The organism is Taibaiella helva (assembly GCF_003545695.1).
GTDB classification, from domain to species: Bacteria; Bacteroidota; Bacteroidia; order Chitinophagales; family Chitinophagaceae; genus Taibaiella; species Taibaiella helva.
Window position 1 is genome coordinate 18,699 of the sequence record NZ_QUZZ01000010.1, and the last position, 15,414, is coordinate 34,112.

The following is a 15,414-nucleotide window of genomic DNA, read 5'->3' on the forward strand; positions in this document are numbered from 1 at the left end:
AAAAAATGAGGAAAATTCAGAAGACAAAAAGGGGGACAATCTTATATCCTTAAAATCAAAAATTAGCCTGCAGATCCTTACAATTTACCGGACGATCAGAATTATTTCTTCATCTGTCCTGCCGGTTTTATGTTGTAGCCGGAGCCTGGTTTTACGTACTGATGCCGGAGATATACCCAGTATCTTTGCCTTTTCTGTGTTGGTGAACCCAATTTTGGTCAATGCCAATAACCGGATCTCTGCCTCTGTAAGTTTGGGGTATTGAAGGCGTAAGCGAGCAAAGAAACCTGGACAGATTTTGCCGAACTTCCTTTGAAAATCAAGCCAGTCCTTTTTCGTTAAAATTGCAAGGCTGTCAGCATCGAACAGTGATTCCTGCACCATATTCCTGCTCCCGCCCTTTAATGGCAACAGACTAATCCGGCTCTTTATGACAAGCCCTTGCTGCCTGATCTCCTCCGGGTTGAAATGAATATATTCCGTGATAACCGGGACCCTTTTCGAAAAATTAAACAGGATCAATTGCGGGCTTCTTACCGACCGTTTCATTTTACCCAGGGCTAACATTATCGACCGGGCCCATTTACTGTTGTACTTATTCCCTGCTTTCATACTGTATTTTTGATGTGTAATGTTCACCATGGAAGCCGTAGATAAGGATTGGGCTGAAATTCCAATCGGCATAGATAACCGCACTACGTTACGCCACGGGAGTAATCTATAGTTGTGGCTCACAATGAACTTCAATGTACACAAATAGTAATAGTTGGTTTGTGTTGCGATACACCTGCAGTTGCACTGATGCTCCGATTAAGTTTTGTGGAAATCCTTTCGTGTGGCAAATAATTTGCCCGCCGGCAACGCACATCTGGTAACAACGGTGCGAGCATCAAATTTGCTTTGTATCAGAAACAAAACAGAAGGTAGGTTTCCTGTCGCATACGCTCAGGTTGGCTTTAGCCCCATTCTTTGGGCCATCGTTTCGTCAAAAGCAGGTTGCCTGATAATATTTGCGACGATATGCGGTAGCTTGCTATGCAGGCTACCTTCGGGGCAAAATACCGGTGGACGGGGAATATCTATAAAACCCAATCTTTGCGGTGCAGATACTTTCATTGCCTTTTTAAGCTCCCTGATATGCTTCAGCTCTTTTTTCAGCAACCGCTCTGTCCGCATAAGCCAATCAAAGGCCAGGTATTGCCGGTAGATATACTCGACATCGGCCTGGGGAATACCAAGCTCCCCTTCAAAAACGGCTAATCCTTTAGCAAGCATGCTTAGCATGGCAATCAGATCTTCATCGGTGTAATGTCGAAGATCAAGATTCGATTCTGGTGTGTCAATAGCCATATTCTTCGCTCTTTTCATTGCAATAGTGCTGCTCATACATTTGCTGTTATAACGATAAATAGCATTGTTGGAAGTTTTACTATAAAAGCGTTACAAAGGATAATACAACCGTCTACTGTGGATTAGAATGTATAAACTAACCCGGCTGACAGATACCTTTACCGGCTTCTTTTTTATAGACGATTTTTTCTCCAAAATATACCATAGAGTTATGCAACTTATCCGCTTTGCCAAACAGATAAGGCGCAAAGTCGGGCAGCTACATTTAGAACAGCGACGACTATTTGCTAATAATTTTAAATTTCTAGATTTGCCAACGAATCCCGGCAACAACATACAATTCATTACACTTCAATTCATGCCAGGTTTCTCATGCTTAGCATCATCCAGGGATGTGCTTCCCAGACATGATCCTGTTTCTTTAATTTTATTATCAGCAGATAATTGTTAATTTTGAATGAAACATTTCTTAATGAATTCCACCGGCAGCGCAATGCGGCTGGAATGTTGACGGCGGGCCGAGCGGCTTAAGCAGTACATAACCCCAACCAGATTTCGTTGGCTCTTAATTATCACGTTTTAATTGAACAACTTGAATACACATTCAGATCTTGAACTTTGGCGCCTGGTAAAGGAAAAAAATCGTGCGGCTTTTGAGATCCTTTACAAAAAGTATTGGGAGTCGTCCTATACAACTGTCTATTGGCTGCTGCTGGATCAGGAAAGCGCAAAAGACATTGTTCAGGAATTATTCGTCGATTTATGGGTAAAAAGAGACCAGATCAACATTTCTGCCACTTTTGAAGGTTATCTGAAAATAGCACTTCGCAACCGGGTCTTTAGCTATATCAAATCTGCTGCCCGGCAAAAGGTACGTACCGAAGGCATGAAGAGAGACGCAGACGCAGTTGCTATCACGGCACAGGAAATATACAATGAAAAGGAGCTGCGAAAGCTATTCCGGGCTGAAGTAGAGAAGCTCCCGCCAAAAATGAAGGAGATTCTTGTCTTAAATATCGAAGACGGGCTGCCTGTACGGGAGATTGCGCAAAAATTAACCCTTTCGGAACAGACGGTAAGAAATCAATTGAGCAATTCGATCAAAAGAGTCAGGGCTGGCCTGGAATGTTATAGGCTGCTCTCGATCATAATGATGATTTATCTGTATTATATATCGTAGACGCTGCCGGCGCTGAACGAAAACGCAGTATTTTATGAAGATATCAAGTAAAGAACAACTGGTTTTGCTCCTGGAAAAACAAGAGTCAGGAACATCGACGCCACAAGAAGATGAAGCGCTCAACCAATGGTTTGAAGAAGCGCCTGTTGTTCGGGGGCTTACTTTTGCTTCGGAAGAGGAAAGGGAGCGGATCGATGCTGAGATACATGCCCGCATTGCAGACCAGATCGGTGAGGAGCCGGACTTTAGTCAGGTCAATTTCCAGAACCCCGGGCAGGAAAAATCAACTGTTCCATTCAGGAAAAAATGGCTGGTGGTAGCCGCAGCGGCAGCTATACTGTTTATTTCCGTTATCGGCCTTCGTTACTTTTTCGATAGCAACAGGAATGAAATGATCCTTGTCACCGTTCCTACAGGTATTTCCCAGCTCCCCGTTACCCTTCCCGACAGCTCGCTGGTATGGCTATATGAAGGCAGCAGCCTGAGGTATCCGAAAATATTCGGAAGCGGCAACCGCGAGATCACCCTGGACGGAATAGCCCGGCTTTCGGTCCACCATGACCGGCGGGTGCCTTTTATCGTTAATACACGCAAGAATATCTCGGTCAAAGTGCTGGGTACGGTGTTTTGGGTCAATGCTCCCGAGCTGGCTTCCGGTATTGAAGTCGGCGTAGCAGAGGGCCTCGTGCAGGTAAACACCGGGAAAACGATGCCAGCGGTATTAAAAGCCGGCGAAAAGATATTATACAGCTATGGCGATACCAGCTATGCAAGGCAGCATTTACTTCCTGAAGAAATCAACCAATGGAACGGTAACGGGATGATCTACCTGAACAGCATATCGTTAAACGAGCTGGCAGTTCTTTTCAAAAATATGTACCATGTTACCCTGAATTTTGACCAGGGCCTGGCGAAAGGCCAGCGGTTCAAAATGAGTATTTCCAGCACTGCATCTGTTGACAGCACCCTGGAAATGTTAAATTCTTTAAGCAGCCTCAGATTTAAACGAAACGGCAAGGAAATTCAGGTGAACAAATAAAGCAACACCCCGATCGCATGACCGTTAAAATGTACTGGCTTTTTTTGCTTCTGGCTGCCGTCGCTATTCCCCGGGATGCGCAAGGCCAGCTGGCAAATACCCGGGTTACCGTGCATATCGGGTCGGGCAGCCTGGACCAATGCCTGGTACAGCTGGAAAAAGCAACGGGGTTCTTTTTTGCTTATGAGGTTACAGGGATCAGGACCGCGAAGCCAGGAGTTAAAGAAAAGAATTTCAGAGACGAGCTGCTGGCGGATGTGCTTTACTATCTTTTAGAAGGCAGCGGCTACACCTTTTCAGAAAAGCAAGGGGGTATCGCAATTGTGCCTGGCCGGCTTCCGGCCAGGCCACGTCAACATTTGTTTACAGGAGTCATTGAAGATAAAGAAACAGGTGCGCTGCTGGAAGGTGTCTCTATCGTTGCGGAGAGCGATCCGTATTCAGGGACCATTACCGATAAAAACGGCTATTTTAAACTGCCGGCACAGACCGATACCCTCCGGGTGCTGTTGCGCTATATGAGCTATAAGCCTGCTAATATCATCCTTTTCGCAGATCGAAGCGTCAAGATAAAAATGGATATTGATCTTGAAGACATGGACTCCGTGCTCGTGGTTGCCCCATCTGATATCAGGCCTTACTCTGCGCTCAGCCCGCTGTCGGTGTACGAGCTGTCCTTCCTGCCCCGGCTGATGGGCAATGCCGACCTGATCAGTATGGTAAAGATTATACCAGGCATACAGGAAGCCAACAACGGATCGGGCAGCGTCCTGGTGCGGGGCGGAGCGCCCGATCAGAACCTTATTATACTGGATGGCATGACCTTGTACGATGCCATGCATCTCTTCGGACTGATGTCGTTCATCAATCCGAATATGGTAAAAAGCATTGACATCTATAAAGAAGCTTTTCCCGCCCGCTACGGAGGCCGTCTCTCTTCCGTATGGGATATTTCCCTTAAAAACGGGAATACCGAAAAGCTGCATGGCAACCTATGCCTGGGCAGCCTGGCCTCCGATATCATGCTTGAAGGGCCGCTTTTCAAACATAAAACAACGTTCGCGCTCTCTGCAAGAAGAACCTATCACGACTATTTTGCCCGGCTTTCCACGCCTGGCCTGACCTTTCATTTCCTGGACCTGAATGTCAAGCTCTGCCATCGCTTTTCGGATAAAAACCAGGTCTATTTCAGCGCTTATGCCTCCGGCGATAAATTCAACCTGGATAACCATGATACCTTGGTCACTGCTCAGGAAGTAAATTACTATTCCGTTGGAGGAAAGACCTATTCTATCTCCACCGAAGCCAGCTCTTCCTTTTTCAATAATAGTGCATTCAGATCGCGGAATCATGCGGCAACAGTGGGCTGGCAGCATTATTCCGACAGGTTTAAGGCCAATGTAGCCTTCCTGTATTCCGGATATAAGATCGATGCCAGTGATCGCAACAGCGGCTTTTTTTACGCCAATCCATCGTGGGATACAAGCTCTAGAAATAATTATTCACAAACGGCGCAGCAGGACTTTGCCGCCAGGAGCCAGGCAAGGTACAGGCTGGATGAGACCCATTGCCTGGAGGGTGGCTTTAGCTATACCCGCTATCATTTCAGCCCTTATCGCTATACCCAGGCCGATTCAGCCATAAGATCAGGAGTTGCTTTTCCCTCGCTCTTATTTCAGGATTTCATCGCAGGTCAGGATGCGAACGAGGTAAGTTTCTTTTTAGAGGACACCAAAGCCTTTTCTTCCCGCCTCAACATCTCGGCCGGCTTATTCACCAGTAAATATTTCCATGAAAAAGCCTCTTATTTTTCGCTTCAGCCCCGGTTCAGCTTTCGTTATCAATTAAAGCCCTCCTGGTTCCTGAGCGGCGCCTATAGCAGGATGCAGCAGCACCTGCATAGAATATATCCACTCACCACCACGTCGTTACCCTATGCCTATTGGATCCCTTCAACCGACTCGATCAAGCCGCAGCAATCCCACCAGCTCAGCCTCAGCCTTTCCGGGAAGTTGTGCAATGATATTTTTGAATTTTCCGCCGGCGCATATTACAAACATGCTCAAAACAAGCTTGAATACCTCGATTCCAGGGTAGATCCTCCTCCCTACGGACCTGCACTCCTGGGTAGTGACTCCTGGGTACGCAAAGTAGCAGCCGGCAGTCTTATGGCTTATGGCATGGAATACTCCGTACGTAAGGCGAAGGGCAATCTTCGCGGGTGGCTGAGCTATGCGCTGTCCTGGAGCTACCTGACAATGCCTGAGGTCAATGAGGGCAAACACTTTGAGTACAATAATAATCGCCGCCACAACCTTAACCTTGTCGGCATCTACCAGCTGGGCAAACACCTGGAGCTATCCGCTACCTTTACCTTTCAAAGCAAGCCCCCCGCCAGGATCTTCATTGAAAAAACTTTCGCCCCGAACACCTATACAACCCAGGGATTAATGGTTTCTAATTTTCAATTAGGGACCTATCACCGGCTGGATATAAGCGCAAGCTGGCGCATGCAATATAAAGGCGATATATACGCGGTATGGAACCTCAGCATTTTCAACGTCTATAACCGGCCCAACCCTTTATATTATGTGAATAATCCGGCTGCTAATACCGCATTATTTCCTATCCTGGTATCGGCATCCTATGCGCTGAATTTCTGATAAAGCCGGAAGTCCTATTCCCCTATAAGCCTTCCGGCGACGACAGGAAAAGACGCCACCGAAAGGTTCTTTAGCGGGCGATTATCACTTTCTGAGACCATCTCTTTCCATTGCCCAAGGTCGTTAACAGGTATATGCCGGGGGCAGATTGTTGCTCTTTACCTTATAATGGTCTACAGTAAGAGATAGGATTCAGAGAGCAGTTGATTTACCGCTTCCGGCTTTGAAGAAGCCTTCAGCATAGCGTTAAGACATCATCACGCCGGGTTGCAGCTGTCAGGAAATACCGGGCAGGATAAATGCCGGATCAACACTTCAAGATTCATTAAGAATTTATGGTCGATGGTATAAATGTCGAGCACACCTTTTGCATTCATGTGGCACGAAAGCTTCTCATGGTGTTCCAAGAGTATTGCTTCCCTGCGGTACATTAGCTCCGGGAGATAAACCGATACCCGCTCATGCATAATCTGAACAGCCCCGAACAGGGTACCGGCCTCCCGGTTGGATAAACCCCGGTCCGGGTATTCCATATAAAAGCTTTCCCATTGATCCACACGGACAATAAGTTCCATGCCATGCTTTAGAAAAAGTGCTTTCACCTGACTGAAAGCAAACAACTGTGCGGCTGTTGCCTTTATTTTTGTCTTTACGCTCATAATCCTGAATTCAACGCGCTGAAACATACTTCTCTCTAACCCGAGCAGCGCAACACCTTTGCCATTACCCCGATGCCATCTGCTACTCCTGCAGGATAGCCTCTAATCTTTGGTGAGCCGGCATTGTCCTTCGGTGTCGGCCCTTTTTGCCGCCGCATCTTGTGCGTTACAGGCGCCTTCAGCCTCGCTTTTCAACTGGCTGCTGTAGTCATAAATATATTTCTGATCATTCACCTCGCAGGTGCAGGTGTAATTTTTTTTGCAGGAGGGCGAGATCAATATGCCTATAGCACACAGGCAGCAAATAACCCATTTGTTTTTCATAACGTATTTTTTTAGGATCAATAACCTGGATTCTGGACTAAATTGGGATTGGCGTTGATGTATTCCAGCGGAATAGGGATCAGCCAGCGATTATCACCGGCGGGCAGGTCCCGTACGAAGTAGGGCGTACCCGTACCATCAGCAAAATCCCCAAACGCATCTCTGGCAACCGGCAGACCTTTTCTTTTCAGGGTAAACCAGCGGTCGCCCTCAAAAGCAAGCTCCAGCCGGCGCTCTTTATCAATCGCATCCTTTAATGCCTGCCCTGTTTCCGTTCCGGCCGAGAAGCCTGCATACCTGTTGCTGCGCAGGGCATCCAGGTCCCCGAGCGCCGATGCCTCGTTCCCTGTTATGGCATAAGCTTCTGCACGATTCAGGAGCACCTCTGCCACTCTCAGGTATTTGACATCTACAAGATTAGCAGCTTCGCCGCCCCCTCTTCCCCTATATTTGGCCACAGCAATATAGTCGGCGCCGCTGTATTTTGTTTTGAGCAGGTAGGCCGCAGTACGGATATCTGTGGTGTCATACAGCAATGCCAGGGAATGCGATACCACCCATTCTGATACGATCTCATTACCGCTCGACTGGCTATATCCATTTCCGATAAGGATCGGCTGACCGCCGAGCCTGTCCTGGGACATTATCTTTATTTTGAAGATCACTCCTGCTTCCGTAGCATCTTTCCAGATGTCTGGAAATACCGTCCGGGAACCCGGGTCGGCACTCACCGCCAGGCATGCCGTAGCGGCGTCAATACATTGCTGCCATGCGCCGCCGTATAAATAAACCCGGGACAACAAGCCATAAACTGCGGCCTTATTCAGGCGGCCTACGCCATTCTTTTCGTTGATCAATTCAGCAGCCTTGATCAGATCTGCTACAATGTTATCATAGGTTCCCTTTACTGTCCCTCTGTCCGGAGCATCTTTCAGGTCGGTTGTCATTACATAGGGAACTCCGGGCGCCCCCGGATCGGCCCGGGGACCACTAACCGGCTTCGCGTAGACACGCAGCAGATCGAAATGAACCATTGCCCTTGCGGCCAGCGCTTCACCCTCGTAATTGGCACGCTCAGGCGCCTGGCCCAGGTTGTCGATATGTTCCAGGATGCCATTAGCGGCCCTTATAATCGAATACGCATCGGCGAACATGCCGGAAGTATTCGATGCGCTATACTGCCAGTTGCCGAAAGTCCTTTGTGAACCGCGGCCGGTCTGCTGGGAAATAAGATTGTCTGCAAGCAGGTCCGGTGTCAGCATCCAGGCAATAGGGTCGTCCTGTGCGCCGAGATACTCACTGCTATGCACCATCTCAAAATAGACGCCGAGGGCCGCCATTTCAAAATCGTTGACGGTGCTGAATGCCTGTTCCACCGGGACTGCATTGGTCGGGTCCTGTACCAGGTCTTTTCTACAGGCAACCATACCTGCAAGCATAAGACACAGCGGAATGATGATCTTTATCTTTCTCATTTTTCTAAATCTTGAGGTTAAAAGGTAACGTTTAAGCCGAAAGTGATCACCTTGGATTGCGGATAACTATAGAGTGCAATAGCCCCCGAACGTAAGAAGCCGCCCTCCTGGGCGCCAGTACCCACTTCCGGGTCCCCTTTAAAGCCAGGAGCGGAATACCAGAGGTTCTGTCCCTGGACATATACGCGCAGCGCCTGCATCTTTACCCTGCTGATCAAGGATACCGGTAGGTTATAGGACAAGGTTACATTTCTTAAACGGATAAAATTGCCTTTCTGTAACCAGCGATCGCTGTTATAAGCAGGTTGATTATAGTCGGCTCGCGGGTTGCTGGCGCCGGTGTTGTCAGGCCTCCAGTAATCCAGCGCAGCCATAGCCATATTACTCGTCGTTACATTCTTTGGCGTATTGGCATTAGCCCACATCTGGTTATAGATATAGTTACCGCCCGCATAAGCGCAATCGATGCCCAGCTGGATACCTTTATAGGATAGATTGGTGTAAAAGCCTCCGAAAAAGCTGGGGTCTGGTGTCTTGTCCAGGTAGAACAGGTCGGCTTCATTATAATTATTGGTCGTAGTACCATCTTTTTTATACCACAACTCATCGCCATTCACAGGGTCTACACCGGCATATTGCTGCAGGTAATACACATCAATAGGTTTGCCAACAACATAGTAGGTATTTGCTGTTCCGGTATTGCGTATGGCTTCCCCGTCTGCCAGCTTAACGATCCTGTTTTTGTTCAGCGTTATGTTTCCGCCTATCGACCAAAGGAAATCTCTTTTACGAAGCACATCTAGATTAAGGCTCAGCTCCATACCCGAGTTGCGCATACTGCCGACATTGTCCATTTGTGCTGTATAGCCGGTAGTCGGGGAGATAGGCCTGTCCAGCAGCAATGCATAAGTATACCTGTTGTAATAATCGATCGTACCGCTTATCCTGTTCTGAAAAAATCCAAAGTCCAGGCCGAAGCTGTAGTTAGTATTTTTCTCCCAGGTCAATCCGGTGTTGCCGATATTGCCCGGGTAAAAAGACGTTTGCCCTCCATAGCCACCGGACTTGTATAAGGCCAGGGCATCGTAGTTTCCGATCTGGTTATTGCCCGAGGTTCCGAGCGAGGCCCAAAGCTTCATCGAAGTAATACTGCTTACACTTTTCAGGAAAGTTTCCTCGGTAAGGTTCCAGGCCAGCCCTCCTGCGATGAAGGTACCATAGCGGTTATCCTTTCCAAAACGGGAAGAGCCATCTCTGCGCACTGAAAAGTTGGCCAGGTACTTGCCAGCATAGCTATACTCCGCCCGTCCAAATAAAGAAAACAAAGTCCAGCTTTCCCTGGCCGTAGTCGTAGCCTCAGGGCTCGAACCATTGTTTTGTGTTGTCAAACCGGTATTATACGGATAACCTTTTGAGCTTAGACTATAGCTCTTGAATTGCTCTTTGGTAAACTCCGTACCGGCCAGCAGCTTTAGGTTATGCATCGCTGCGAAAGTTTTTTTATATTGAACCGTATTCGTCCATACATAGTTAAACCGGTAGTAGCCATCATCCGTTTTGCTACCGGTGGGTGTCCCGTTCAAAACCATATCAAGCATGGACCCGGGACGAGTAATGCTTTCCCCATTCGACGTTACATATTGAAGGCCTAGCTGGCTTCTCAGCGTAATGTCCTTAACCGGCGTCAGCTCCAGGTAGGTAGTGGATGCGCCATACAGAGTATTGCTGAAGGCAGGGTTTGTCCGGAGCGCCTCGACAATATTAAGAGGTTGCTGCGTGCGGTTGTACCCATTTACGCTACTTGTACCGAAATCATAAACGGCTTCGTAAGGGTTATATTGATATATGGCACGGAAAGGATTCTGAACGTTATTGGTTTCTCTCGTGTCTTTGGAGCTGGAGTTTGTTACCCGGATGCTCTGGCCGATCTTCAGCCAATCGTTAGCCCGGTAATCCACATTCAGCATGCCGGCCCTGCGTACAAAGTTCGAAGCAAGGCTGATGCCGTCCTCATTATAGCTTTGCAGGGAAAAATAGTAGTCAAACTTATCTGTAGCGCCGTTAATGGCAATGTCGTGTTGTGACAATCGGCCGGTACGCAGGATCTCTTTCTGCCAATCTGTTTCATAAGGCCTTAGCTGGTTCCAGTACACATTGGGATCAGGGGCCTCTGTGATGCTGCTCAGGCTGTCTTTCGCCAATAGCGGTTTCAGGTACTTATTCGTGTAACCCAGGTCCCTTTCATATTGCAGCTTTTCCGAGAAAGACATCATTTTGAATTTATCGGGCGTCTTGCTTTTAAAGCCATATTGGAAGCCGTAGGTAATTTGTGGTGGGCTGCCCTTGCGTCCTCCCTTCCGGGTGGTAACGACAATGACCCCATTGCTGCCCCTGGATCCGTAGATCGAGTTGGTGGAAGCATCTTTCAGTACGGTAACATCGGCAATATCGTTCGGGCTTAGCGCCGTATAGGCTTCTGAAGTAGAAGGCACCCCATCAATAACGATCAGCGGACCCTGGCCCGCATTAATCGAGCCCACACCCCTGATCCGGATAAAGGCCGGCGCACCGGGGGCGCCATTCTGACCCGTGATCATCACCCCGGGTGCTTTCCCCTGGAGCATATTGGTAAAATTGCCCATGGGTACATCCTTAAAAGCTTTCTCTTTAATTACCGAGCTCCCGCCGATCAGCGTTTTACGTGTTTCCGAACCATAGCCAACAACCACAGCTTCATCCAGGCTGTGTGATGATGAGCTGATCCGGATAGCCAGCGCCTGCGCGCCATCCCTGGCCTCGATCTCCTTATCGCCGAACCCTACGGATTGGATCAGCAGGAAACTATTTTCATTCGGTACGTCGAGGGTAAAATTGCCATCAGCATCGGTAATGGTTCCTGCTGTTGATCCCTTGACATGAATGCTCGCGCCAGGTACCCCTTCTCCTTTATCGTCTAAAACCCGGCCCCTGACCAGCCTGCTTTGCGCCATTACGTGATGCAGCCCCAACGATAAGAGCATAGCACACGTGAGTACGATCTTTTTCATCTCTATAAAAATTTAGTAAAAAAAGAAATAGCCTTGCGACATAGTATTGTGGCCTATTTACAGCATGAGCAAAGCAAACCTACCGGGCATTGAATCGCAATTTTTCAGCTGACTCCGGAGTGCATCGCCTGCTTTAGCAACCGCAAGACAAAAGCGTTCCTTCGTCCATGCTACCGATACCTTATTCCGCAAAAAATGCCTGCTGTGACAGCCGGGTAACCAACGAGCCTTTACCCTAAGACATAAAAACACTATTTCTTAACTATTGCATGAGCATTTTAATTGTAAATGATAGAGATCAACAGCATTGCATAGTATGTCCCTCCTTATCTGCTGACCGAAAAGAAGGCAGCGGTAAAGCTGTTGGGCAGGGATAGCGTAAAGCAACTGTAAGTAAAAATGGGTAAATCGCAGAGCAGGTCCAGGATAGCTCAGCATGGATCACCACAAGATCAATCAAGGAAAATCGAACTAAAAAGTACCGGGAGATATAGGATAAAGCCGGACATTCCCCGGACAAGCCGGTACATGCCATTTAAGGGAAATTGATACGGGTATGACATCTCAGCATGTTCAAGGCCTTACCGTAGCACCGACTTCTGGATTCACACCAGAGATTATCGTTCATTTGCAATATCCCGATAGCGGCACCTCCCGGTGCCGGCTTTAGTCGTCAAAATGCCCGGATCCTATTCACGATTATCCTTCCTGTTTCGCTGCTGGACTTCAATGCCAGGAAGAAGGCAAATAAAGTTGTAGCGCCAATGGTCACCTTTTTCGAGTATATTTGATTAAACTTGCAACGGTTTGAATTGCCCCGACAATTTGAGCAAAATGCTTTAGCTCTTTCAATTCTTTCAAATAAATCCAAATGGAATCGGTTACCTTTTGCGGTTACCTAGTTTTTGGAATGTCATAGAATCCGCTGTGGCAAACGCTTTTAGCATGTTTGTACTTAATTCCAGCGGAATCACAAAAGCGGCTTCAGGCCGCTTTTTTATGCATTGAATGCAAGGCCTTCCTGGTCCATACGATAGACAGGTTTGCATGATTCTATAGCTATCCGTGCTATAGGGCTCCGTAGGAGCCGAATGTTTGTAGCCAATATGAACAATCATAAACTTGCACCGTAGGAGCAAAACCAGGCTGCTAAGAAAAACACGTATCCAGCCGCCGTTCAGGCCGTTGCACGTCCCGACCGGTTTTAGTCGTGCAGGTGCGGTACAAGCTCACCCCTAAGTTGAGGCGTTCAATCCTCTGGATATTGAGTTGATGTACCGGATTTTATCAGGACATTCTTAAATTGCATTCCCTAACTTTTTCCCTTGACCTGGATGATTGAATGGCATTTCCATTTTTCACCAGCGCCTTCATGGTCGGGAACGAGCAACGGCCAGGGACCTGCTCCAGGAATTCCTGATCTTGTCAACCAGCAGGTTCTCTTTTGCTATATTTTCTTTTCAATAAAACTGTCTGCCTGCTGTGAAGGCTTATCACAGTTTTCTTTATCTTCGGGCGGAATTCCACTTCTCTTTAATTTGAGTGTATGAAGGATATTGTATTACAGTAATTTACCGTCAAGGTAATTACATCTTCAATTGATCATTTTATTCGCAGCTTCTGCGTCTCCAGCAGAAGGAGTATCCTTTATTTTTATTTAATTTCTATCCGTAATGCACAAATACAATTATACGATCAGGAGGGAAGAACCTTCTGATATCGAGGCTATCGATCAGGTAACAAAGGCTGCGTTTGCCTCCGCAGCATATAGCAGTGGAACGGAAACGTTCATTATAAAAGCCCTGCGTGCAAATAGTCAGCTGACCGTTTCCCTGGTAGCGGAGGAAGAGGGAGTATTGATAGGGCATATTGCTATATCGCCTGTAACCATTTCTTCAGGAAGCGAAGGCTGGTTTGGACTGGGGCCTGTATCTGTGATCCCTTCCAAACAGGGGGCCGGCGTGGGTTCCGCTCTTATCAGGGCCGCCATTGACGTATTGGGCGAGCTTCGTGCTGACGGCTGTGTGGTGCTGGGCGAGCCTTCCTATTATGGCCGCTTCGGATTCAGGAGCGATGCCCGTTTGCAGTATCTGCATGCTCCTGCCGAGTATTTCCAGGTACAATCATTTACAGGAAAGATACCGGAGGGGACTGTGGCATATGATGATAGTTTCAACGTCACCAGTTGATCTTAACCAGATGTAAGTAGAAGAGGCCGCCTCATTCACAGAGGCGGCCTTTTTTACCACCGTAGAAGAGTTTTAGTTGCAGACAATCCTGAGCTTTTTGCTGCAGCTCCCGATTTCCGGCAAGAAGGATTGCGTTGAATAAATCTTTACTTTACTCATGTTAAAGTATTGCTTTAGCCACGCTCCCACACATTAAGATCGTCCTGCTATGCCGGAAAATATTGTAAATCCCCAGCAGAATCACGAGAGAGATCAGACTCCTGGTTATCAGGCATCTTTCTTTTTTAGCCGGGTAACTCGCAATTGTTCAAACATCTTCCGACGCTTTACAGTACTTAACGTATCCTTACGAAACGCCCACAATGCTATTGTGGATATTTACCTTCGGTGGGCAATGCCCGATAAGCTCCGGGACGGAACAGGAGTTGGCTTCCTATGTCGGGATGGCCGGCTGTCGCTTTTCGGAAAAGTAGCCATCAGTACAGCGGCAAAGCTCCCTATTGCCGTAATGGTTCTGCAGGTATGAAAGAAATCCCACCTTTCTAAAATGGCGTTCCAGTTTGCCGGAGGCATCGTCAATATCCACGATTTTATCTGTGTATTAATGGGCACATTTCCCAATCGGGTAATTAAAAAAGTAGCTATTGTTAGTAATATGGCGACACCTGCAAAAATGCAGGCGCTCCTTTGCCGTTTTACTGTCCAGGTAAACCAGATGGATGAGATAATGGCTATAGCCATTAACGACTGTACGATAACACCATTATGTCTCATCAACGCCACCCGAAAGCTGAGATGGATCTCTCTCGGAACTTCCCTGAAAGTCGGTAATACATTGAACTTTGCGTAGAAGAATGTTCCTGCAAGCAATCCTGTTGCAAATAATACCGTAGCATTAGGTATACTTTTCATCATAAAGCAAGTTAGGGATACAACTTACAAACTTATTTAAGGAGCTTGCTTTGCTTGCAGGCTTAGTTATGTTGAAGGATAAAGCTGGTATCGGATAAATAATGTACACCAACAGAACATGTCTATTTCATTAGCGTTGCCTGTCGGGTTATCCGGGAAATTGTCAAAAGTCATGGTCCCCAAATTTACGAAAGGCTTGAGCAAATTGGCAAATTAGATATGCATTTACCAGTCTTGATATACCGCCGCTGATCTCGCCGCCAGGTTCGCATTTAATATCCCGGATCCAACGGCAGATAAAAAATCAACGCTATGAATCGGAGGCCCTTCAGGCGCCACATGGCGGATACAAGCTACTTAATGTGGCCTTCTTCACCGGATACCCCTTTCGGATTATCCATCTTTCTCGTGGTTTTCATTGATTTTATCCGGATCAGTCTTTTGAAACAGCAACTTTTGTCCTTCAGGTCCAACCATGCCCGGTAAAAAGTAGTCTTTCTTCTCCGATAGCTCCAGCTTATCTAAAACCAGGTTCGTACTTGCTGATGCTTCCAAGGCAGCCGTGTTGGATAGACA

The 15,414-nt window shown here is 47.4% G+C and carries 12 protein-coding genes; 4 read left to right on the forward strand and 8 right to left on the reverse strand.

Annotation, left to right across the window (positions count from 1 at the left end; all coding sequences use genetic code 11):
• Nucleotides 1–84 precede the first annotated feature (84 nt).
• Entirely contained in the window at nucleotides 85–612 is a 528-nt protein-coding gene (locus DZC79_RS15625) for a helix-turn-helix transcriptional regulator (protein ID WP_157977188.1), read from the reverse strand.
• A 333-nt stretch (nucleotides 613–945) separates the two neighbouring features.
• Nucleotides 946–1,386: a hypothetical protein gene (locus DZC79_RS15630; protein ID WP_118952548.1), complete on the reverse strand. Its 441-nt coding sequence runs from the start codon at nucleotides 1,384–1,386 to the stop codon at nucleotides 946–948.
• A 556-nt stretch (nucleotides 1,387–1,942) separates the two neighbouring features.
• Here DZC79_RS15630 and DZC79_RS15635 point away from each other — a divergent pair.
• From DZC79_RS15635 to DZC79_RS15645, 3 genes are read left to right on the forward strand one after another with little or no spacing between them, the layout of a single operon-like run.
• Nucleotides 1,943–2,530, forward strand: a complete 588-nt coding sequence (locus DZC79_RS15635; RefSeq protein ID WP_157977189.1) for an RNA polymerase sigma factor — start codon at nucleotides 1,943–1,945, stop codon at nucleotides 2,528–2,530.
• A gap of 34 nt (nucleotides 2,531–2,564) precedes the next feature.
• Nucleotides 2,565–3,569, forward strand: coding sequence for a FecR family protein (locus DZC79_RS15640; RefSeq protein ID WP_118952550.1), 1,005 nt, complete (start codon nucleotides 2,565–2,567; stop codon nucleotides 3,567–3,569).
• Nucleotides 3,570–3,586: 17 nt separating this feature from the next.
• Entirely contained in the window at nucleotides 3,587–6,232 is a 2,646-nt protein-coding gene (locus DZC79_RS15645; protein WP_118952551.1) for a TonB-dependent receptor, read from the forward strand.
• Nucleotides 6,233–6,489: 257 nt separating this feature from the next.
• Here the strand turns inward: DZC79_RS15645 and DZC79_RS15650 are convergent, their stop codons facing one another.
• From DZC79_RS15650 to DZC79_RS15660, 4 genes are all read right to left on the reverse strand, one after another.
• Entirely contained in the window at nucleotides 6,490–6,807 is a 318-nt protein-coding gene (locus tag DZC79_RS15650) for a hypothetical protein (RefSeq protein ID WP_157977190.1), read from the reverse strand.
• Between the two features lie 186 nt (nucleotides 6,808–6,993).
• Nucleotides 6,994–7,215 carry a hypothetical protein gene (locus DZC79_RS21315; RefSeq protein ID WP_157977191.1) on the reverse strand — a complete coding sequence of 74 codons (222 nt, stop codon included), beginning with the start codon at nucleotides 7,213–7,215 and terminating at the stop codon, nucleotides 6,994–6,996.
• Between the two features lie 17 nt (nucleotides 7,216–7,232).
• Nucleotides 7,233–8,690 carry a RagB/SusD family nutrient uptake outer membrane protein gene (locus DZC79_RS15655; RefSeq protein ID WP_118952553.1) on the reverse strand — a complete coding sequence of 486 codons (1,458 nt, stop codon included), beginning with the start codon at nucleotides 8,688–8,690 and terminating at the stop codon, nucleotides 7,233–7,235.
• Between the two features lie 17 nt (nucleotides 8,691–8,707).
• Nucleotides 8,708–11,737 carry a SusC/RagA family TonB-linked outer membrane protein gene (locus tag DZC79_RS15660; RefSeq protein WP_118952554.1) on the reverse strand — a complete coding sequence of 1,010 codons (3,030 nt, stop codon included), beginning with the start codon at nucleotides 11,735–11,737 and terminating at the stop codon, nucleotides 8,708–8,710.
• 1,673 nt (nucleotides 11,738–13,410) lie between these two features.
• On the opposite strand from DZC79_RS15660, the gene DZC79_RS15670 reads away from it, so the two are divergent.
• A complete protein-coding gene (locus DZC79_RS15670) occupies nucleotides 13,411–13,926 on the forward strand; it encodes a GNAT family N-acetyltransferase (RefSeq protein ID WP_118952556.1) in 516 nt (171 codons plus the stop codon).
• A 378-nt stretch (nucleotides 13,927–14,304) separates the two neighbouring features.
• Here DZC79_RS15670 and DZC79_RS21895 read toward each other — a convergent pair whose 3' ends face one another.
• Both DZC79_RS21895 and DZC79_RS21320 read right to left on the reverse strand, forming a co-directional pair.
• A complete protein-coding gene (locus tag DZC79_RS21895) occupies nucleotides 14,305–14,841 on the reverse strand; it encodes an anthrone oxygenase family protein (protein WP_118952557.1) in 537 nt (178 codons plus the stop codon).
• 390 nt (nucleotides 14,842–15,231) lie between these two features.
• A complete protein-coding gene (locus tag DZC79_RS21320) occupies nucleotides 15,232–15,393 on the reverse strand; it encodes a hypothetical protein (RefSeq protein WP_157977192.1) in 162 nt (53 codons plus the stop codon).
• Nucleotides 15,394–15,414 lie beyond the last annotated feature (21 nt).